Annotated in this window: 17 protein-coding genes and 2 pseudogenes; 17 read left to right on the top strand and 2 right to left on the bottom strand. The window is 52.8% G+C overall.

From position 1 onward, the window contains the following. Positions 1–81 precede the first annotated feature (81 nt). The 8 genes and pseudogenes from ACHHV8_RS17040 to ACHHV8_RS17005 all read left to right on the top strand — a co-directional run bounded on the left by ACHHV8_RS17040 (position 82) and on the right by ACHHV8_RS17005 (position 9,422). A complete protein-coding gene (locus tag ACHHV8_RS17040) occupies positions 82–1,809 on the top strand; it encodes an AAA family ATPase (protein WP_395159911.1) in 1,728 nt (575 codons plus the stop codon). Between the two features lie 167 nt (positions 1,810–1,976). Beyond that, positions 1,977–2,549 (top strand): TetR/AcrR family transcriptional regulator, encoded by a 573-nt coding sequence (locus ACHHV8_RS17035; RefSeq protein WP_395159909.1) that lies wholly within the window; start codon positions 1,977–1,979, stop codon positions 2,547–2,549. Between the two features lie 26 nt (positions 2,550–2,575). Then, positions 2,576–3,004, top strand: coding sequence for a MerR family transcriptional regulator (locus tag ACHHV8_RS17030; RefSeq protein ID WP_395159907.1), 429 nt, complete (start codon positions 2,576–2,578; stop codon positions 3,002–3,004). A gap of 38 nt (positions 3,005–3,042) precedes the next feature. After that, positions 3,043–3,312: a hypothetical protein gene (locus ACHHV8_RS17025; RefSeq protein ID WP_395159905.1), complete on the top strand. Its 270-nt coding sequence runs from the start codon at positions 3,043–3,045 to the stop codon at positions 3,310–3,312. Further along, positions 3,278–4,366 carry a GGDEF domain-containing protein gene (locus tag ACHHV8_RS17020; protein ID WP_395159903.1) on the top strand — a complete coding sequence of 363 codons (1,089 nt, stop codon included), beginning with the start codon at positions 3,278–3,280 and terminating at the stop codon, positions 4,364–4,366. The genes ACHHV8_RS17025 and ACHHV8_RS17020 overlap by 35 nt, the downstream gene beginning before the upstream one ends. Before the next feature lie 144 nt (positions 4,367–4,510). After that, positions 4,511–5,080: a TetR/AcrR family transcriptional regulator gene (locus ACHHV8_RS17015; protein ID WP_395159901.1), complete on the top strand. Its 570-nt coding sequence runs from the start codon at positions 4,511–4,513 to the stop codon at positions 5,078–5,080. A 102-nt stretch (positions 5,081–5,182) separates the two neighbouring features. After that, positions 5,183–8,381: pseudogene (locus ACHHV8_RS17010) on the top strand (bifunctional cytochrome P450/NADPH--P450 reductase). Between the two features lie 564 nt (positions 8,382–8,945). Then, positions 8,946–9,422 carry a hypothetical protein gene (locus tag ACHHV8_RS17005; RefSeq protein ID WP_395159899.1) on the top strand — a complete coding sequence of 159 codons (477 nt, stop codon included), beginning with the start codon at positions 8,946–8,948 and terminating at the stop codon, positions 9,420–9,422. A gap of 106 nt (positions 9,423–9,528) precedes the next feature. On the opposite strand, the gene ACHHV8_RS17000 is transcribed toward ACHHV8_RS17005, so the two are convergent. Then, positions 9,529–10,596 carry a hypothetical protein gene (locus tag ACHHV8_RS17000; RefSeq protein ID WP_395159897.1) on the bottom strand — a complete coding sequence of 356 codons (1,068 nt, stop codon included), beginning with the start codon at positions 10,594–10,596 and terminating at the stop codon, positions 9,529–9,531. A gap of 217 nt (positions 10,597–10,813) precedes the next feature. On the opposite strand from ACHHV8_RS17000, the gene ACHHV8_RS16995 reads away from it, so the two are divergent. From ACHHV8_RS16995 to ACHHV8_RS16970, 6 genes and pseudogenes are all read left to right on the top strand, one after another. Further along, on the top strand, positions 10,814–11,419 hold the full coding sequence (locus ACHHV8_RS16995) for a TetR/AcrR family transcriptional regulator (protein ID WP_395159895.1): 606 nt from the start codon (positions 10,814–10,816) through the stop codon (positions 11,417–11,419). Between the two features lie 77 nt (positions 11,420–11,496). Further along, positions 11,497–12,687, top strand: coding sequence for an MFS transporter (locus tag ACHHV8_RS16990; protein WP_395159893.1), 1,191 nt, complete (start codon positions 11,497–11,499; stop codon positions 12,685–12,687). A gap of 151 nt (positions 12,688–12,838) precedes the next feature. Next, positions 12,839–13,450: an MFS transporter gene (locus ACHHV8_RS16985; RefSeq protein WP_395159891.1), complete on the top strand. Its 612-nt coding sequence runs from the start codon at positions 12,839–12,841 to the stop codon at positions 13,448–13,450. Further along, positions 13,344–14,312 carry an MFS transporter gene (locus ACHHV8_RS16980; protein ID WP_395159889.1) on the top strand — a complete coding sequence of 323 codons (969 nt, stop codon included), beginning with the start codon at positions 13,344–13,346 and terminating at the stop codon, positions 14,310–14,312. The genes ACHHV8_RS16985 and ACHHV8_RS16980 overlap by 107 nt, the downstream gene beginning before the upstream one ends. 432 nt (positions 14,313–14,744) lie before the next feature. Continuing rightward, entirely contained in the window at positions 14,745–16,013 is a 1,269-nt protein-coding gene (locus tag ACHHV8_RS16975; RefSeq protein ID WP_395159887.1) for an IS3 family transposase, read from the top strand. Continuing rightward, positions 16,006–16,128, top strand: a pseudogene (locus tag ACHHV8_RS16970) (IS200/IS605 family transposase); the annotation flags it as partial. The gene ACHHV8_RS16975 and the pseudogene ACHHV8_RS16970, both read left to right, overlap by 8 nt. 194 nt (positions 16,129–16,322) lie before the next feature. On the opposite strand, the gene ACHHV8_RS16965 reads toward ACHHV8_RS16970, so the two are convergent. Continuing rightward, the gene (locus ACHHV8_RS16965; RefSeq protein ID WP_395159885.1) at positions 16,323–17,060 is read right to left on the bottom strand and encodes a sulfite exporter TauE/SafE family protein; all 738 of its coding nucleotides are present in this window, start codon (positions 17,058–17,060) and stop codon (positions 16,323–16,325) included. A gap of 347 nt (positions 17,061–17,407) precedes the next feature. On the opposite strand from ACHHV8_RS16965, the gene ACHHV8_RS16960 reads away from it, so the two are divergent. The 3 genes from ACHHV8_RS16960 to ACHHV8_RS16950 all read left to right on the top strand — a co-directional run bounded on the left by ACHHV8_RS16960 (position 17,408) and on the right by ACHHV8_RS16950 (position 19,976). Further along, positions 17,408–18,064 (top strand): WecB/TagA/CpsF family glycosyltransferase, encoded by a 657-nt coding sequence (locus ACHHV8_RS16960; protein WP_395159883.1) that lies wholly within the window; start codon positions 17,408–17,410, stop codon positions 18,062–18,064. Between the two features lie 208 nt (positions 18,065–18,272). After that, positions 18,273–19,142, top strand: coding sequence for a phosphotransferase (locus ACHHV8_RS16955; protein WP_395159881.1), 870 nt, complete (start codon positions 18,273–18,275; stop codon positions 19,140–19,142). Between the two features lie 138 nt (positions 19,143–19,280). Next, positions 19,281–19,976 (top strand): NAD-dependent epimerase/dehydratase family protein, encoded by a 696-nt coding sequence (locus ACHHV8_RS16950; RefSeq protein ID WP_395159879.1) that lies wholly within the window; start codon positions 19,281–19,283, stop codon positions 19,974–19,976. Positions 19,977–20,060: the final 84 nt, after the last annotated feature.

The raw sequence follows: 20,060 nt of genomic DNA, 5'->3' as shown, positions 1-20,060 counted from the left end.
AAAATGATTGACATGGTTTATTTCTCCATAATTAAATAAGCCGAATTATGCTTTCCCATTATGAACTAAGGAAGTGAGTCCATGAGGAGATACCGCTGGATCAAGTGGCGCAGATTCCTCCTCTGGCTTGCAGCTCTCGTCTTAACCGGCGTGCTGTTGTGGGCAGGAGGCCCCAATGCCTGGATGATCGCGTTGGGAATTGGCGAGCTATTATTTCAATTGTTATTTGCGGTACTGTTCATTATTATCCAGTTCGTAGCCCTGTTCTGGTTCCTAGCCCGCGGACGCACTTACTGGATTCTTCCCGGCGAGACGGGCGCCACTTGGGAGGACTACCGGGGAAATCCGGAGATCGTCGACAATGCCAAGCGGATTGTTACTCTATTGAAGGGCGTTAAGGAATTTAAGGAAATGGGCGGCGAAGCTATCCGCGGTTTTCTGCTCTGTGGACCGCCGGGCACCGGCAAGTCGTATCTTGCGCAGGTTATCGCCAACGAAGCCCGGGTTCCCTTTGCCTATGCTTCTGCACCCAGCTTCCAAAATATGTTCTTCGGCGTAGGCAACCTGAAGGTGATGGGGTTGTACAAGAAAGCTCGAAAGCTGGCCAAGTTATATGGCGCCTGCATTATTTTTATCGATGAAGTGGATGCGATAGGCATGAAGCGGCAGGCGGGCGGCGGAGGCGGAGGTATGCTCAACATGGGAGGAGCCGGCCTGCTCAACGAGCTGCTCCTGCAGATGGATCCGCCGAACCTGGACAATTCCTGGATCGGCAAGCTGCTCCGTTCCATCGGCCTGCGCCGCAAAAAGGCGGAGCGACCGGCCGTGCTGACAATTGCGGCAACGAACCTGCCGGATGTGCTCGACCCCGCGCTGTTAAGACCGGGCCGCTTCGACCGCCAGCTCTGGGTTGACGTTCCCGATTACGACGGGCGTGTCGATGTGTTCCAGTATTATTTGGAGAAGGTGAAGCGGGACGCCTCGTTAACGCCGGAGAAGGCGGCGCTCGATACGATCGGCTACAGCCCGGCGCAGATCAAGCATATCGTGAACGAATCGGTCGTTATCGCCCATCAGCGGGATGCTGCGGTTGCGAGCTATGAGGATTTCCGCGCTGCGATGGAAACGTATGAATGGGGCTTAAAGCAGCCGCTCCGCTCGATGAGTCAGGACGAAAAGCGCAATGTGGCATACCACGAAGCGGGCCATGCGGTCGCGCAATATTTGCTCAAGCCTCATGAACGGGTATGGAAGGTGACGATTATCCGCAGGGGCGGCGCGCTGGGACTTGCAGCGACCAAGCCGACGGAGGAGCGGTATAATCGGAGCGACAGCGAGATCCTTGGCGAGATTCAAGTTTGTCTTGCGGCAAGAGCGGTGGAAGAGGAGTTCCTTAAGAAAAAGCTGAACGGCGTGACCTCGGATCTGCAGCAGGCCACCCAGCTGGCAGGCGCTTACCTGGGAATGGTCGGCATGGGAGATGAGCTGTTCAGCTGGCTCGCGATAGGATCGCCCGCCGATGCGCTGAAAATGCTCCGGCCCAAAATCAATGAACTGCTGAAGGATCAAATGATTCAGGTCAAAAAGCTCGTCAACGAGCACGCGGACTTCGTTCATGCCATTGCCGAGGAGCTGTTGCTGCGGGGCGATCTGTCCGGTGAAGAGATTGAGGAAATCTATGTCCGGCTGTACGGCCATACGCGCCCGCAGCCGCCGGAGGTAAGGGCGGGAGTATTTCATGATTCGTATGCGCAAGCCGCCCCGGCTCAGGAAATAAACGAGACCGAAGAAGACAGCTCTGAAGAATAGAGAGGACGCCGTATAATCGCCAAGCGGCGTGTCCGTAGGAATCAGGCTGAAAGACAAAGAGGTCAGCCGGCATGCGGCAGGCATCCCTTAGGCAGACAGGTGAAAAAGACGCCGGGGAAGATGGAGCATTGTTTGACATTAAATAAACGATCATTTATCATGTGCTCATGAGACACAAGGATGAAAATAAGAGCGAAGCCATATTTGAAGCCACCATTCAGCTGCTGAATGAGATAGGCTTTTCCGAAATTTCGATGTCGAAGATTGCGAAACGAGCGAACGTTTCATCGGCAACCATTTACGTCTATTTTGAGAACAAGGAGGACATGCTGGCCAAGCTGTACGTAAGGGTCAAAGAAAAACTGAGCAGACAAATGATCCATAAGCTTGACGATACCATGTCGACCCGGCAGCTGTGCGAACAATTCATGAGAAACAGCATGCAGTTTATTCTGGAGAATAAGGATTACTTTTTGTTCCTGGAGCAGTTTGCCACTTCTCCCTTAATGGATAAGCTGTGCTTGGAGGATACCTCCTTCATGTTCGCCTCCTTATACGATATCGTTGAGAAAAGAAAGCAGGCAGGCGATTTGAAGCCGATGGAAACGACCTTTCTGCTGACATATTGTTATCTTCCTGTAACCCAGCTGGCGAAGGCGCATTTTAAGGGTCAGTTTGATGCGACAGGGGAGCATTTGGATCATATTATTCAAATGAGCTGGGATGCTATCCGGGTATAATCTTTTTGCAAAGGCGGGTGCGGTGGTTGAATTATTCTATCAAGGAAGCTTCGGAGAAGCTCCAGCTCCCTTCCCATACGATACGATTTTATGAAAAAGAAGGGCTGCTTCCTTCAATTCAAAGAGACCGGCACGGAAACCGCATCTTTGAGGACAGCGATCTGGATTGGATTGCTCTGATGACGTGCTTTCGGACGACGGGGATGACCGTAGCCTCTCTGAAACAAATGGTCCATCTTGCCATGAAGGGAGACGCAACTCTGCCCCAACGAAAGGCGATTCTCGAACAATACAAGCTAGACCTGCAAAAGAGACAGCACGAGCTGAACCGGGCGATGGAAGTAGTGGACTACAAATTATCCGTATATATGGCCAGAATGGCGGCGGATAACGGAGAAAGCACTGATTTTAAGCTCCTGGAGACGTCCGGGATGCGAAAGGACAGGGAAAACTAAGCGGGAGCGTACTGGTGAACTCCTTGTTCCAGGAGGCGATGGAGCAGCTTTCCAAACCATTCGAAAGCGTTCCTTCCTTATTGTACGGAGGAGAACTCGAGCGAGAAGCTCATGCCCGCAAAGGGGCTGCCCGAAGGTTCCGCAGCATCAGCGACAGGCTCAAGCCGCGCCAAGCGCGGCTTTTTGCATGGCTGGCGATGGGAATACGCAAACATTTTTCTTATGATTTCCTAACAAACATTTGCTATGCTTCAGTGAAAGGAGGGGAATTAGATGGTATTGAGAACACTGCAGGATTTAATCGCTAACTTCGCCATTGTTACGGCCTATTTATTTTTGGCAAATCAAGTAATTTATAAAAAATGGAACCTGGACGCCTCCTTATCCCTTATGACAAAGCTTCATATCGGACTGACAAATGGCGTGCTCGGGATCGTCCTTATGGTTTTTACCGTTGAATTTAACGGAACCATCCTGGATTTTCGGCAGCTGGCGCTTGTCATTTCGGCCCTATTCGGGGGCCTGCTTTCCTCGCTGGTTACGGGACTGATTCTTTTTTTCGTGCGGTTATTTGCTTTTGGAGGCATTAATCAGACCTCGATCGCAGCGGCGTTTATCATCCTTGGCATAGCGGCAGCCTCCGGTTTCATATGCAGGTCTTCGTTGTCTTATTGGAAGAAATGGACCTATTCGATCGTGATCTGCAATTTGTTAACGATTTTTGTTTTTTATTTCAATCTTGGTTATAGGCAAGCGGCACACCCTGCACTTTTATACATAATTATGATGAGCCTGGGAGGGATCTTTGCCGCCCAATTGATGCATTTTCTTGTCAAAGCGAAGACGCAGCTTCAATGGATGGAACAAGCAGCCACCTTTGATTTCCTGACGGAGCTCAATAATCACCGGACCTTCGATACGACCTTCAACGCTTCCATGCAGAAGGCGAGAGAGAAGAACGAAGCTTTGTCGCTGCTGCTGATCGATATCGATCATTTCAAAAAGGTCAACGATACATACGGCCATCCCAACGGGGATACGGTGTTGAAGCAGCTGGGCAGGCTGCTAAAGGATGCCGCCCGGTCTTTTGATATCGTGTCGCGCAATGGGGGTGAGGAATTCTCCGTTCTGCTGTACGACTGCCCTCACAAGCACGCTATAATCATCGGAGAAAGAATAAGAAGCTCCGTCCAGCAGCATACATTCGTCCTGAATGGCGGCCAGCCGCTGCAAATGACCGTTTCCGTCGGGGTCGCGACCTACCCGGATACGAAAGAGAATATTATTGAGGAAGCGGACAAGGCCTTGTATCAAGCTAAAATGAACGGACGCAACCTGGTATGCTCCAACCAATTCGGTTAAACCGGCAGGCCCTCTCCTAAAAAATGACGGCAGGAATGAGGGCCTTGGCCGTTCCGCTTGACATGGTGAAACAGGAGGAATATAGTGTAATTAAAAGTGAATGAATTTTCATTCCGCATGAGGAATGGAAGGAGGCTGCAGTCATTGTCCACTAATAAGCGGGACGATATTATGAAGGCCGCTTTGGAATTATTCGCCGAGCGCGGCTTCGACGGGACGACCGTACCGACGATTGCGGAGAAAGCGAAGGTAGGAGCGGGCACGATCTACCGCTATTTTGAGAATAAAGAAGTGCTGGTCAACTCCTTGTTCCAGGAGGTGATGGAGCAGCTTTCCAATCAATTATTGACGAATCAGCCTCTGGCTGACGTTCCGATCCGCGAACAATTCAGACATATCGTCTCCCAGGTTGTCGAGTTTGCCAACCATCATGACCGGGCTTTGGCTTTTATCGACTCACATGCCAACGCACCGTTTCTGGATCAGGCGAGCAGGGATAAATTCGAGCATTTCCTCGGCTTTATCCGCGGCATTCTTGATGAAGGGAAACGTCAGGGAGTTATCTGTTCCCTGCCCTCGGACGCACTGATCGCCATTGTGTACGGCGCGCTGGTGAGACTGTTGATGTTTATGAAGAAAGGGATTGTGGAGAATTCTTCAGAGCTGTTGAATCAGGCCGAGGCCTGCTGCTGGAATGCTATTCGTGTTCATTGATACGAATAGCTTATTGCTTGTCTTAAACGGAATGAATATTCATTCCTGGTGTTATAAACCAAGGTCATTCCAACATAAACTAATCTCCGGAGGCGATCATTTATGGAAACCATCCCGCAACCTAAAACATTCGGGCCGCTCGGGAATTTGCCCTTACTGGATCTTGAAAGACCGGTGCAATCGCTGGTCAAGCTGGCGCAGGAGCACGGGCCAATCTACCGTATGGATCTGCCGGGAAGATCCGATCTGATTATTTCCAGCTACGAGCTGGTATCCGACGCCTGCGATGAGCAGCGGTTTGACAAAAAAGTGTGGGCACCGCTGCAAAAGGTGCGTGCTTTTGCCGGTGACGGCCTGTTCACGAGCTGGACGGAGGAGCCGAACTGGCGTAAGGCTCATCACATTTTGCTGCCGAGCTTCAGTCAAACCGCGATGCGGGGCTACCATGACATGATGGTCGATATCGCTGTACAGCTGGTCCAGAAGTGGGCCCGTTTGAATCCGGACGACCATGTCGACGTTCCGGAGGATATGACCCGGCTAACGCTGGATACGATCGGTTTGTGCGGCTTTAATTACCGTTTTAACAGCTTTTACCGCGAGGAGCCGCATCCGTTCATCACCAGCATGGTGCGGGCTTTGGGCGAAGCGATGAGCCAGCTGCAGCGGCTCGGTATCCAAGACAAGCTGATGATCCGAACGAAACGGCAGTTTCAACGCGACATTGAGACGATGTTCAGTCTTGTAGATAAAATTATCGCCGAGCGGAAAAGTCACGGGCAGCTGGGCGGCGACGATCTGCTGGCCCATATGCTGAGCGGGAAGGACCCCGAAACGGGTGAAGCGCTGGATGACGAGAACATCCGCTATCAGATCATTACCTTCCTGATTGCAGGTCATGAGACAACCAGCGGTCTGCTCTCGTTTGCCCTGTACTTCCTGATGAAAAATCCCGATAAGCTGCGCAAGGCTTACGAGGAAGTAGACCGTGTGCTGACGGACCCGGTGCCGAGCTACCGGCAGGTTCGCGAGCTGAAATATATCCAGATGGTGCTGAACGAGGCGCTTCGTTTGTGGCCCACCGCCCCGGCATTTTCCCTGTATGCCAAGGAGGATACGGTGCTGGCCGGTAAGTACCCTATGCAGAAGGGGGAAAGCGTAAATGTGCTGATCCCTCAGCTTCACCGCGATCCAGCCGTGTGGGGAGAGGATGCGGAGTCGTTTCTTCCCGAGCGGTTCGAGGACCCGTCAGCTATTCCTTACCATGCGTTCAAACCGTTTGGCAACGGCCAGCGGGCTTGTATCGGACAGCAATTTGCACTGCAGGAAGCTACCCTTGTGCTGGGAATGGTATTGAAGCATTTCGAGCTGATCGATCATGCGGGCTATGAGCTAAAAGTGAAGGAATCGTTGACGCTGAAGCCGGATGGCTTCAAGATTCAAGTGCGGCCGCGCGGCAGCCGGACGGCCTTTAATTTCGTGCCGGCGAATGCGAGCTCGAGCGCGAATGCGGCCGTGACCGTTGCTGAGGAGGCGGATAAATCCAAGGAAATGGAAGCAAAAGCTCCGCTGGAAGACCATCGCACCCCGCTGCTCGTGCTTTACGGTTCCAACATGGGTACCGCAGAAGGGATCGCGCGGGAGCTGGCGGAAACCGCACGGACGCATGGCTTTCAAAGCCGGGTGGCGCCGCTGGATGACCATGCAGGCAGTTTGCCGAAAGAAGGCCCCGTGCTTATTGTTTCGGCATCGTATAACGGGAAGCCGCCGAGCAATGCCCGCACTTTCGTACAGCGGCTCGGCCAGCTTCAGCCTGAGGAGCTGAGCGGTGTCCAGTACGCGGTGTTCGGCTGCGGGGATCGAAATTGGGCCAGCACCTATCAATATATTCCGCGGCTGATCGACGAACAGCTGTCGGCGTATGGCGCAGCGCGTATTACCGCCCGGGGCGAAGCGGATGCCAGCGGCGACTTTGAAAAACAAGTCGAGGACTGGCAGCTAAGGCTGTGGCCCGATTTGATGAGTGCCCTTCATCTGAAAAGCCCGGCGCAGCCGAAGCAGGAGGGTGGCTCCCTGCAGGTCAAATTCGTGCAGGGGCACACCCTCACTCCTTTGGCTAAAAGCTACGGGGCTGCCGCGGCGATTGTTACGGCAAACCGGGAGCTTCAGACACAGGGAAGCGGACGCAGCACGCGGCACCTGGAGCTGGCTCTCCCGGAAGGCGTGACCTATAAGGAAGGGGATCACCTCGGCGTGCTTCCTTTGAACGCTCCTGCGCTTGTGGACCGTGTCCTCCGGCGATACGGCCTTCACGGCACTGGACCAGCTTATCCTGAGCGGCTCGGGAAGCAGCGCGACTCATCTGCCGCTTGAGCGCCCGGTCAGCGTGCAGGAGCTGCTCGGCGGCAGCGTTGAGCTGCAGGAAGCGGCCACACGGGCACAGCTTCGCGAGCTGGCGGCACACACCGTGTGTCCTCCGCATCAGAAGGAGCTTGAAGCGCTCCTTCAGGAGGAAGTGTATGCAGAGAAAGTGCTGGCCGTACGCCTGACCATGCTGGACCTGCTGGAGCGGTATCCGGCCTGCGAGCTGCCGTTCCCGCGGTTTATCGAGTTGTTGCCGCCGCTTAAGCCGAGATACTATTCCATTTCCAGCTCGCCTAAGGCGCAGGCCGGAACGGCCAGCATCACCGTCGACGTAGTGCGCAGTCCTGCCCACAGCGGCCGCGGCGAATATCTCGGCGTGGCCTCGAATTATTTGGCCGGCTGCCGCGAGGGAGAGGCGGTCCCCGCTTTCGTGTCGGCTTCCGATTCCGGCTTCCAGCTGCCTGACAACCCGGAGACGCCGATCATTATGATCGGTCCGGGCACGGGAGTCGCGCCGTTCCGCGGCTTCCTTCAGGCAAGAAGCGCTATGAAGCGGGAGGGACGGGTATTGGGTGAAGCGCATCTGTTCTATGGGTGCCGCGATGAATCGGATTACCTGTACCGCGAGGAAATGGAACAGTTCGAGCGGGAAGGGCTGGTGCGGCTGCACGTGGCGTACTCGAGGAAGGACGGAACTCCGAAGACGTACGTTCAGCATCTGCTGAGACAGCATGCCGGCGAAGTGCTGAACGTGCTGGAGCGGGGAGGCAAGCTGTATGTATGCGGTGACGGAAGCCGTATGGCTCCCGAGGCAGAGCAGACGCTTGTCCAGATGTACCGCGAGAAGCACGGCGTTGCCGAGCAAGAAGCCGCCGCATGGCTCGCCAAGCTGGAAGCCGAGGGCAGGTACGCTAAAGATGTATGGTCCGGAGCGTAAAACCTATATTGAAGAGCAATTCCTTTAGCTGACAAAGGAATTGCTCTTTTTTTGAAAATATAACCGGGCGATGCGGGTATTCATGGATAAGAAAAGCACAAAGCCGTCTGGATGTAACGCACTGTCGAGCTTCACCGAATGAAAGAGGTAGAACAAAGCACACCGCCGATCCGTGAGGGAATGGGTGTGGGGTGGAAGAGCGAAGCGGTCGCCTTTAAAGTCGTGTGATATCCGCTTTATATAAAAAATTCAGGATCACACGACTTTAACAGCGACTGTAACCCTACACCCATTCCCTCCGACGCACAAACGCAGGCATCACACATGCACTTGTTATTCGAGCCTGCACGGACAGCCTTTATAAAATACAAATCTACTGTCATACTTTTGCTAGATTCGGAATAATAATAGTAGAGTAAGAAGCTCAGAGGGGGGGAGCCCGCCATGCTTACGTTTAAAAAATGAACCGGCCTGTTCGGCAAAAGAACATCGGGAGCGTATCAAACCGTTCAAATCCGCGCACCCCGCGAATATTTCAAACGTGCCGATGTGTTTATCGACGATGTGAAATATATTACCAAAGAAGAGCTGAACAGCTTAAATAAGGTATTTCTAATAAAAGTGCTGTTCGATAACTTTATCGAGAAAATCCGGCACGGTGAGGATCTCTACGATTATTTGGTCAATTTGATCGAAAGCTACGGATCGGTTCTCGACCAAACGGCCGATTCCTTTGATAAACGAGGCCCCTCCATCATCAAACCTGCCGGCTTCCAATGGAAGCTTCATGCCAAAAACGGCACCAGGGATGAGCGCGGGCAGCTGGCTATTTCCATTCCCATTCATGTGAGCGAGATGAATAGGGTCGAGGTGTTTTTTGACGATGTACAGTGGAATCATGCGCCCATCGATCTGGAGCTGGATGAGCTGATATCCTTGCTTTTTATCGAATTTATTACCGCCCTGCGGAACGGCCTGGCCGAAGAAACCAAGGAGGATATCATCACGTTTCTCCTGCACAAGTGGGAAGAGAGAAACTAATTGCCTCGACAACGATCAAGCCTTCCATCCTTATTGGCGATGGAAGGCTTATTTTCGTTAACCGGTGCAAAGATGACTCTTTGCGGCTGCATTCCAAACTCCAACTCTAGTCTATAATGTCAGGATTGGAGGACAGAAGCACCTCTGTCGTTTCCCAGAGCTTGGGCAGAAAAGCCCGCGCTTCTTCGGCGCGGCGAAGCAAATCGCTTGTGGAAGCGATACCGAGATCGGCCACGGCGGCTTCAAAAGCGGGCGCAAGCGACTGCTGCAAGCTTTGCGGGGCGTCCGCCGCAAGGATTTTATGGCAGCGCGCAAAGGTGGCAATGATCCAGAACACCGCTTCGCGGTGCAGCCCGGAGCGGATCAGCTCGCTGCTCCCCTCGATGGCAATCGGGCGCGAAGCGGCGGAGATGTCGGAGCTAAAGAAGAAGGGAGTTCGCGCAACGGCTGCCGCGGCGTCGAACGTTTCTTCCAGCTTGTCGGTATGCAGTGCGACGCGTTCCGGCGTGAGGCGCGCGCTGCCCTGCAGCTCCAGCAGCTCAGTGTAGAAACCGTCGAGGCCGTACTGCTGAAGCACCTCACGGACAGCGGCATAACGGAGCCGTACCGTCGGATTGCGCAGAGCAGCCACGAGCAGAATGTGTGTCATGACCCCGGTCGGGAACAACCATGACGTTACTTGATCGTGAAAGGGCGCGGAAGTATCGATGGAGCTGAGACCCTGTTCAATTTTTTGGCGGACGTTTTCACACCGGCGGCGCACCCACTCGCGGCGGGCGAATTGTTGGGACACGGCCCGCTGCAGCTGGCCGAGCTGTCCTCCGGGGTCTGCAATAATCGAATCTATACGAAAGCTGCCGGCAAGATGGTAGGAGGACAATACATGCTCAGGCGATTGCAGATCGTTCCAGGACAACGGTGTAACCTCGATCAAAACGCCACGGTAAACGAATTTCCCCAGCTTCATCGGAGGAGCGGCTTGTGAGGTTACGACGACCACATCGATATCCGATGAGGGGGACATGTATGCGTAATCCGGCTTGCCGACCGTGGAGCCGCTGAAATAGGCGCCCAGGAATCCTTTCTCCCGGCTGGCTGTTTCCTGCACCCATGCCGCTGCGGCGGAGCGTGCGTATCCGACTTGTATCGGAGCTTCCGGCTGATCGTTCTTCAAATTCATTCCTCCTAACGGTAATTTGGTGAACGGTTCCATTATAATGAAATAACAGGAAATAAATAGTCTGTTTCTTTTCGGAAAGATGAGTTATGATGATAGTGTAAGGAATTTGGGGGAGTCCCCTTGCGGGAACCGCTTTTTTTTGTTAGAATACTGAACGAATGTTCAGTATCATTGCGGGCGATAAGAGCCTATGGAATCGGAGTGAAAGCAATTGAATAAGAAGCAGCTCCAAAGCGAACAAACGAAAAAAAGAGTGGCCGATGCCGCTAGATCCCTGTTTGCGCAAAAGGGATACAAGGCCACTTCCATAGAAGATATCGTAGAAGCAACCAGGAGCAGCAAAGGGAATATTTATTATCATTTTAAAAGCAAAGAGGGTCTATTCCTGTACCTGGTGGAGGAATGGGATCAGGATTGGGAGCGCAAATGGCTCGAGAAAGAGTCCCGCTACAAGACGACCGTCGATAAATTGTACGGCATCGCCGAGCTGATGGTGCTGGACGATTTGAATCATCCGCTCACGAAGGCCGCGGATGAGTTTTTTAACAATGAAGAGAAGACGAGCGAGGTCGAGGGACGAGTCGCGGAGATGGTTGCGCGCCACTTGAAGTTTAACGAGCGGCTGCTGCGCCAAGGGATGGACAGCGGAGAATTCAAGGCGGATCATGTCGAGAGGCTGGCCGTAATTCTTGAAGGTTTATTTTACGGGCTGAGCCAGCTGTCGCGCAAATCCGGCATGAAAGAAGCGCTGGAGCTTTATCAGACAGCCGTTAAGGCATTTCTTTACGGCATCGCCGCCCAAAGCCAAAGCGGCTGAGCCAAATTTTTTTACCCATTTTATAGAACGAACGTTCAGTATTATTTTCTTTCACTGGATAGATGGAGGATGGTTGTATGAGTTTACTTCTTAGAAACAGAGCCGCGATTCTTATTTTGATGATTAATATTTTTCTTGTATTTACCGGTATCGGTCTTATTATTCCTATTATGCCCGCTTATATGACAGAGCTGCATATTGACGGCACTATCGTCGGACTATTGGTCGCGGCATTTTCCCTGACCCAGCTGCTGTTCTCGCCGTGGGCCGGGCGCATGTCCGATAAGCTGGGAAGGAAGAAAATCATCGTTGCCGGCATGCTTCTTTTTACTGTCTCCGAGTGGATGTTCGGCGTTGTCAGCAGCCCGGTATTTTTGTTCGCATCGAGGATGCTGGGCGGCGTCGGGGCGGCGTTAATAATGCCTGCCATTATGGCTTACACGGCCGATGTTACCTCGACAGAGGAAAGAGCCCAAGGCATGGGGTTCATGAATGCGGCAATTACGACAGGCTTTATTATCGGGCCGGGGATCGGAGGCTTTATCGCGGAATATGGCATGCGGGCTCCGTTCTATGCGGCCGCTGCAGCCGGCGCCGCCGCTGCCGTCATCACGCTGCTTTTTCTGCCGGAATCGCTGAATACAGCGAGCAGGGAAGATGCGGCTTCGCAGCCGGAGGAAAAGCAGAGCCTGGGCGTGCAGCTGCTGCAGTCGTTTAAAGAGCCGTATTTTCTAAGCTTGATTATAGTGTTCGTTATGTCGTTCGGGCTTGCGAATTATGAGACGGTATTCGGTTTGTTCGTAGACCGCAAGTTCGGATTCACGCCCAAGGATATCGCGTTTATCATTACGTTCGGCTCGATTTCGGGCGCGGTCGTCCAGGCCACGATATTCGGGTGGATGACTCAGCGGTTCGGCGAGAACCGGATCATTGCATGGTGTCTGGGAGCGGCAAGTCTGTTTATTTTGCTGACGCTGCTTGTAAGCAGCTATTGGCTGATTGTGGCGGTGACATTTATTGTGTTTCTGTCCATCGACATTTTGCGGCCCGCGATCGGCACCCAGATGTCCAAAATGGCCCAGGAGCAGCAGGGCTATGTGGCGGGGCTGAATTCCGCTTATACCAGCATGGGGAATATCGCGGGGCCTATCGCCGCCGGATTTCTGTTTGATTTAAACATTCAGCTGCCTTATGCGGCAGCGGCTGCAGTGCTCTTCCTGAGCTTCGTGCTTTCCGTTCCGTCTGAAGTCAGATCGCAGGGACACTAGGAAGCTGACCAAGGGGAGAAAAAATACGCACCAGGTTTTGCTAGTTTAAATCCAGTTTATACTTGTATCGTAGTCTGGATGCAATTCAATGGATTTGAGGTGACTTCCCATTCTTAAGGAAAATAACAAAACACTCGTCCTGATAGGGCTGATGCTCGGTCTTATCTTCGCAGAGCTGGACGAGACGATCGTATCGACCGCGATGCCGACGATTATCCGTGAGCTTCACGGCTTATCATTGTACGGCTGGGTCGCCGGAATTTATATGCTTGCCGTCACTATGTTCATGCCGATTCTGGGCAAGCTTGCGGATCTGTACGGCCGCAAAAAGATTTATTTGCTGTGCATGGGGCTCTTTATTCTGGGCTCGATCGTCAGCGGATCGGCGGGTTCAATGACATGGCTGCTGATCGGCCGCGGCATTCAGGGGATCGGCGCAGGCGGGCTGATGCCGCTGGCGCTCGTCATTATCGGCGAGACGTATCCGCTGGAGCAGCGGGCCAAAATTCAAAGCCTGTTCGGACCGCTGATGATTCTTCCCCAGCTGCTGGGTCCGTACGGTGGGCGGCTATCTTGTCGGGCACGTCAATTGGCATTGGGTATTCCTGATCAATATCCCCGTCGGCCTGCTCGCAGCAGCCGTTCTGTCGGCTGGAATGCGGGAATCGATAGGGGAAGAGAAGCGGTCTATCGACTGGCTCGGAGCGGCGACGCTGGTAGCGGGGCTATTCTCTCTGCTGCTTGCCCCGGTGCTGATCGATAACCAGGGTTATTCATGGTCTTCGCCTGTAGTGGTCGGTCTGCTGGTGCTGTCCGGCTTGTTGTTCGCTCTATTCGTTTATATCGAGTCGAAGGTGAAGGAGCCGATTATTCCGCTTCACCTGTTTACGAATCGGAATGTCGTCGTCTTGTCTTTGCTGGTCTTCATTCTCATGATGGGCATCATGGGCGGGATCGCATCGTTCCCGTTCTTCGCGCAAAATGTGATGGGGCTTACGCCGACCGAATCCGGCTATTTGACGCTTGCCTTTATGGCGGGAGCCATTCCGTCGAGTATTGTGAACGGATTTTTGATTACGCGCGTACCCTATCGAAATTTGTTTATTGTATCGTTCCTGCTTCCGATCGTCGGATTCTTCCTGCTGATGCATATTCAAGTCAGCACGACGGTGCTTTATATCATTGCCAGCTTCTTTATTCTGGGCGTTGGACTCGGAGCCTTGTTCGGCGGAGACAATCTGATTGTTCAGGAATCGGTGGATTCGAAGGATAGCGGCATCGCGCTGTCGACAGTACAGCTGTTTCAATCGCTCGGCGCTACGATCGGGCTGAGCATCTTCGGAAGCCTGTTAGCCCGTCACATCAAAAGCGGCGTTTCCGAGCTCGGCAGCCAGCTTCCGGCGGGCACGACTGAGCATATCGAAACGGGCGGAATCCCTCAAGGGCTCGCTCCCGACCTATTATATCAAGTGAAGAATGTATTCGCCCATGCGTTTCAGAATATGTTCTCTATCTCGCTCGTCTTCGTCATTGCCGCATTCATTCTTTGCTGGTTCCTGAAGAAGGAAGTGCTGGCCAAAAAAGATACCGAAGCCGAAGCTGAAGCCGAAACCGCAGGCGCTTAATTGCACCTTCCCTGAGCAAAGGACAGAACTTGCGCCATCGTTCTGTAAGGCTCGAGCTTTCACCATTGTCCCCGGATTTCAGCCGCTGCCAGCGGATAATCGAAGAAATCCGGGGGCATCTTTTTTATCCCTCGATAAATTTTGTTCAAATTTGAAAGAATTTGTAGGGAATCGTATGCTTTTGTCGAAATAGTCTTTTAAGAAATGAAAGGTATTTGAAGATGATGACAAAGGAGAAGGGTCCTTCGTGAAGGTTATTCTTATCGACGATGAACATCTTGCTCTGGAGTTGTTGGAGCACAAGCTTCTGAGCATTTCTGAGGTACGGGCAGATTGAACTGTAACCCGTAAAATGGACACTTTAAAAAAAGTGACCTTTTACGGGTTTTGTGCTTTAATCATTCTTTTGAGAATACATGGGGAATGAACATCATGAGAAAAATCAGAACAGGATGTACTGAGACAGAGATCAGGGTATTGGAGTCCAATCCGAACGTAAGTCGTGTGTCGGGAAGGAACATCTCCTATGCCCCGGCTTTTAAACTCGCAGCAGTGCAAGCAAACCAAGCGGGAGAGCCGCCGATGGAGATTTTTTTAAAAGCAGGCTTTAGCATCGAACTCGTGGGCCAGAGAACTCCTACAGAAAGCCTCTATCGCTGGAGGGAGACCTATGCTAAGTATGGTGAGGCTGGTTTGCTAGAAGAGCGCAGGGGCATTGGAAGCACGGGTAGACGATCAAAAATGGTATCATCCGCAGAAGAGAAGCTGAAACAAGCAGAAGCTCGGATTAAACTCCTCGAAGCGGAGAACGAGCTGTTAAAAAAGCTAGAAGCGCTCGAAAGGCGAAACCGTAAGGAGTTGACTCCCTCCGAGCGCTTTGAGCTCATTAATCAAACGGTTCGTAAGCACGAATTACGACGATTAACACGTTATCTATGTCAAATGGCCGAAGTAAGTACGAGCGGCTATTATCGTTGGTGCCACGCCGAAGAAATGCGTCAGTTGCGAGGTACAGCCGATCTATACGATTTCCAGCTTATTAAGGAGCATTTTGAAGCGTTGAACGGAAAAGCAGGCGCACTCGTCATCAAAATGAGGTTGGAGAAATTGGATGGTATTGTCATGAATCATAAAAAAATTCGTCGCATCATGCGTAAGTTCGGGTTAATAGCGACGATCCGTCAAGCCAATCCCTATCGCAAGATGGCCAAAGCGATGCAAGAACATCGCATATGTCCTAATCTTCTGGAGCGCAAATTTGATCAAGGAGAGCCAGAGAAAGTCTTCCTTACAGACATCACATACATGCGTTATGGTAACGGTCAGTGGGCGTATCTTTCTTGTGTGAAGGATGGTGCCACGAAGCAGATTTTGGCACATTATCTATCTTCAACGTTGGAATTATCGTTGGTTGAACGGACAATAGCTCGCTTACTCAAACGATTGGACGGCAATATTCATCCAGATGCCATTTTCCATTCCGATCAGGGTATGCATTATACACACCCTAAAACCCGTCTCCTGATCGCCGAAACGGGGTTTAAGCAGTCGATGTCTCGTAAAGGAAACTGCTGGGACAATGCGTCTATGGAGACATTCTTTGGTCATATGAAGGATGAACTTGACTACAGGGATTGCAACACTCTTAAAGAACTGCGTTTACGGGTCAATGAGTACATGATTCGCTACAATTCTGCATGAAGCAACAGTAGCCAAATGTATTCGTGAACAGGAAGCACACGACCAAGCTATAGATACACTGAGTGTAAAAGAGTACGAAGATCCGTTTAGCAACAACAGAAGCAAAAAGAAATAAACCCGTTTAACGGGTAAGTGAAGGTGACAAATTACACTGAGCCTGAACAACCTTGTTGTCAGGCTGGCGTCTTTAGGCGCAGTTTGGCAACAAGGGGTTATACCCCAAGAGCAAACCACCCGTTGGACGGGTGGTTCTGATTTGCCCGGGATCGTCCCGGTTGAGGGGGATGGACGCGGTTCTCTGCTGCAGTCCTATCCATTCAGAGCGGGGATGGCTGCCCACAGCATGGAACCGCCCGATACAGCGAGCAGGATGTCCAGTATGTAATGAAAGGAAATTACGCTCAGCCGTTGAACGACCGCTTTGGCCAGGAACGTTCCCAGCATCAGGGAAGCGCCCACAATCACTCCTCTTACGAGCACATCCGCGGGCAGCGCGCCCAGCTCATGAAAAGTCACGGCCTTGCTGAAGTAAAGGACGAGTGAACTCGCGGCTTCCGTTGACAGGAACGCGCCTTTATCCAAACCGTAGAAGGTGAAGGCCGGTACGCTGAGCGAACCGGTGGAGAGCACGATGCCGGTCAGAAAACCGATGACCGCGCCGGCCGCGGACAGATGCCATAGCGAGAAGCGAAAGCTTCTCGCTTTCAGCCAATGCCGGATCGGAACCATCAGCAGAAAAAACACTCCCAGCCCAAGATCAATCCAATGGGCGGGGAGCACTAGCAGCGTCCGCGCGCCGAGCGCCGCGGCGGGAGCGCCTGTCAGCGAATAGGCGGCGAACGCGCGCCAATTCAATTCCCGGCGCCATGCCGCCACTCTCGATGCATTGGCTATCAAGGCGGCTATAGCCATAATCGGCACCGCCTGCTTGGGACCGAATTCAAATAAAAGAACGGGAAGCAGCATGATGGACGAGCCTGTTCCTATAATTCCACTGATGGCGCCGGCTGCCAGACCGACCGCCAGCACAAATAAGTATGCTTCCAAGGTGAACACTCCCCATATGAACTGCACTTATTGTAACAAGGCATTGCCGGATCGGACAAGAGATCGGGCGGGATTTTATGACAAGCGTGCGTATCGACTGCAGGGCGGGGACGAACCGGGGAGGATGGAGCTGAACGGCCAATGACAGGATGAAATCATAGTTTCATCATTGGAAATATATGCAAACCGGGATACTATAAGGGGAATGAGCTCTATTTACCACTTTATAGAAAGCCGGTGATTGTATGCACGATACCGTTACTATACTCGGTATTCCCTTTTCGAAATTAACGCTTCATGAAACGATAGCTGATTTATCGGAGCACTTACACAGTAAGACGGCTCGAATGCTCCATCTCATCACGGTCAATCCGGAAATCGCGATAGCCAGTCAGACAGACATGCTCCTACAGCGCATTATCGGAGAAGCGGATCTGATTACGCCTGACGGCATCGGCATTGTGCTGGCCTCAAGAAGACAGGGAGAACCGATCCCGGAAAGAGTTACCGGGTACGATCTGCTCCTCGGCCTGCTGGAGGCAGGCAACCGGGCGGGCTGGAGCTTTTATTTCCTTGGCACGGATGAGCTGACGAACCGTCAAGCTGCAGAAGCGATCGGCGTCCGCTATCCGAACGTAAGGCTTGCGGGCAGGCATCACGGTTATTTCTCCCAGGACGAAGCGCCGTCCATTGTTTCGCACATTCGGCAAGCGCGCCCGGATGTTCTGGTTGTAGCCATGGGAGCACCCTACTCGGACAAATGGATTTATAAGCATAAGCAGGAGCTGGCACAGACGAAATTGGTGTTCGGCGTCGGAGGCAGCCTGGATGTGATCGCCGGAAAAGTAAAGGCAGCCCCTGCCATTTGGAAAAGGCTCAACCTGGAGTGGCTGAACCGCTTGTTGTCCGTGCCTGCGGCCAAAGGGCAAAAATCCCGCTGGCGCAGGCAAGCGGCTTTACCCAAGTTCTTATATCGGGCGATGATCCGAAATCCAAAATTATAAAAAAATGAAATTTTAGAAAAGCGCGGGTAGGAAAAGAAAGCCGGACAAGGAATATAAACGGTACACTTGGTTACGGCAGGAGGGTTCGAATGGAGAACGTTAAGTCTGAAGACAGTATAAGGGAGGATATCCTGGGGACGGCTCACCGGTTATTCGGTATCCGCGCGCTAAGCGTTTCCCCGATCCATCGGGGCTGGCTGAATTTAAAATGGAAGGTCACCGCCGATACCGGCGAATTCGTGTTCAAGCAGTACAGCCCAAGAAGGTACAAGCTGCACGGTCCGAGAAATTACAGCTTGCCCTTGAACGGCAGGCCGAGCTGCACCGCCGGAATTTGCCTTGTCCCCGTCTGCTGCCGTACGAGGGGAAGCTTCTGCTGGAGTCGGATAACGGGGAACGCTTCATCGCGATGGAGTATTGCTCCGGCAGTCGAACGGCGCCGGGACAATTTAACATACATCAGCTTTATGAGCTTGGGCGAGCGACAGGGAGGATGCACCGGCTGTTAAACGGCAGCGCCCCGCTCCCCTCTCTTGTGCCGCTGTTCATTCCGCCAAGCCCGGAAGAGCGTACGGCTCATTGGGATCAAGCGTTGGAACGGGCGCGGGAGGCGGGCAGAACGGAGCTGCTGGCCGATATCCATGCACAGCGAGACGCTGTGAAGCAGATCGATGCGGCCCTGCTAAGGCAGGTGCCGACCGGATGGGCGCACCGGGATTTATGGGCCGACAATCTTTTATTCCATGAATGCGGATTAGCGGCTATTCTTGATTTTGACCGGCTCGATTATGACTATCCCCAGCTCGACCTGGCCCGTGCGGTCATGTCCTGTGCCTTGGAGGGGGAGGAGCTCGACCGTTCACTCATCATGGCCTTGGCGGAGGGATATGGCGATGAGCTGCCGCTGAACGAAGGCGAGTTAGTCCGTTCGCTGCAGATGCTGTGGTATATGGAGAGCACGTGGTGGATTCATGAGAAGATAGATTTGTCCAGTGTGCCGCCCGCCCGTTTCGCCAAGGAAATGAACTGGCTGGCCAGGCATCTTGACGAGCTTCCCTGCCTGCTCGGGAACGCATAGCGCCGCTCCTGCTGTTTTGCCGGGCTGCTTCTGACATCGTAACCGCTGCAACCCGATTGCAAAGCCGGTTCAAACCGGAGATAATATCTCCATAAGTCCTTGATATGGAAAAGGGGATCAAGAAAGCGGGCGCAGGTGATGAAAGCAGATAACGCATATAAGAAAGAGAACGCAAGGCTCAAGCTTATTGTGACTGGAGCTACAGGAATGGTTGGCGAAGGGGTTGTACACGAATGTATTCAACATCCGATGGTGGAAAGCATCCTGCTTATTAACCGCAAACCTTCGGGGATTCAGCATGCCAAAATAGCGGAGATCGTTCACCAAGATTTCTACGACTTGACTTCTATTGCTCCGCGGCTGTCGGGGTATGACGGCTGCCTCTTTTGCCTCGGCGTATCCTCCGTTGGACTGAGCGAAGCGGAGTATACTCGGATTTCGTATGATTTGACGCTCCATATGGGGACGGTGCTGTCACTGATGAACCCGGATATGGTGTTCTGCTATGTATCCGGAAGCGGTACCGACAGCAGCGAGCAGGGCCGAAGCATGTGGGCGCGGGTGAAGGGAAGAACGGAGAACGTTTTAATGAAGCTTCCGTTCCGAGCGGCCTATATGTTTCGCCCCGGTTACCTCCATCCCACACTGGGATTGAAAAATACGCACCGATATTACGCAGCCTTATCCTGGATGTATCCGGTTCTCCGCCGGCTGCTGCCCCGGCATGTTCTTTCCTTAAAGGAGCTGGGCCTGGCGATGATCCATTCGGTTATATACGGCTCTCCCAAACCGGTATTGGAGAGTAAGGACATCACAGAGCTGGCGAAGCGTTAGAGGCTGCTGCCTGGCGGATCAGGGAAACAGCCGCAGCGCAGCCGTTTATTAGTTCATCGCGGCGGGGATGTTTCAGGCGGAGAG

It is taken from the genome of Paenibacillus sp. TAB_01, from assembly GCF_043945595.1.
Classification (GTDB): Bacteria; Bacillota; Bacilli; order Paenibacillales; family NBRC-103111; genus Paenibacillus_S.
Note: the sequence above shows the minus strand (reverse complement) of the source record. Positions and strands in the feature narration are given on the sequence as shown.

Excerpts from the sequence above, each read along its gene's own strand:
- ACHHV8_RS17035 (WP_395159909.1), top strand. The coding sequence starts at position 1,977 with ATGAGACACAAGGATGAAAATAAGAGCGAAGCCATATTTGAAGCCACC.
- ACHHV8_RS16985 (WP_395159891.1), top strand. The coding sequence starts at position 12,839 with ATGCTCGGTCTTATCTTCGCAGAGCTGGACGAGACGATCGTATCGACC.
- ACHHV8_RS17025 (WP_395159905.1), top strand. The coding sequence starts at position 3,043 with ATGGAGCAGCTTTCCAAACCATTCGAAAGCGTTCCTTCCTTATTGTAC.
- ACHHV8_RS16980 (WP_395159889.1), top strand. The coding sequence starts at position 13,344 with ATGCGGGAATCGATAGGGGAAGAGAAGCGGTCTATCGACTGGCTCGGA.
- ACHHV8_RS16975 (WP_395159887.1), top strand. The coding sequence starts at position 14,745 with ATGAGAAAAATCAGAACAGGATGTACTGAGACAGAGATCAGGGTATTG.
- ACHHV8_RS17040 (WP_395159911.1), top strand. The coding sequence starts at position 82 with ATGAGGAGATACCGCTGGATCAAGTGGCGCAGATTCCTCCTCTGGCTT.
- ACHHV8_RS16960 (WP_395159883.1), top strand. The coding sequence starts at position 17,408 with ATGCTCCATCTCATCACGGTCAATCCGGAAATCGCGATAGCCAGTCAG.
- ACHHV8_RS17020 (WP_395159903.1), top strand. The coding sequence starts at position 3,278 with ATGGTATTGAGAACACTGCAGGATTTAATCGCTAACTTCGCCATTGTT.
- ACHHV8_RS16955 (WP_395159881.1), top strand. The coding sequence starts at position 18,273 with ATGGAAGGTCACCGCCGATACCGGCGAATTCGTGTTCAAGCAGTACAG.
- ACHHV8_RS16990 (WP_395159893.1), top strand. The coding sequence starts at position 11,497 with ATGAGTTTACTTCTTAGAAACAGAGCCGCGATTCTTATTTTGATGATT.
- ACHHV8_RS16950 (WP_395159879.1), top strand. The coding sequence starts at position 19,281 with ATGAAAGCAGATAACGCATATAAGAAAGAGAACGCAAGGCTCAAGCTT.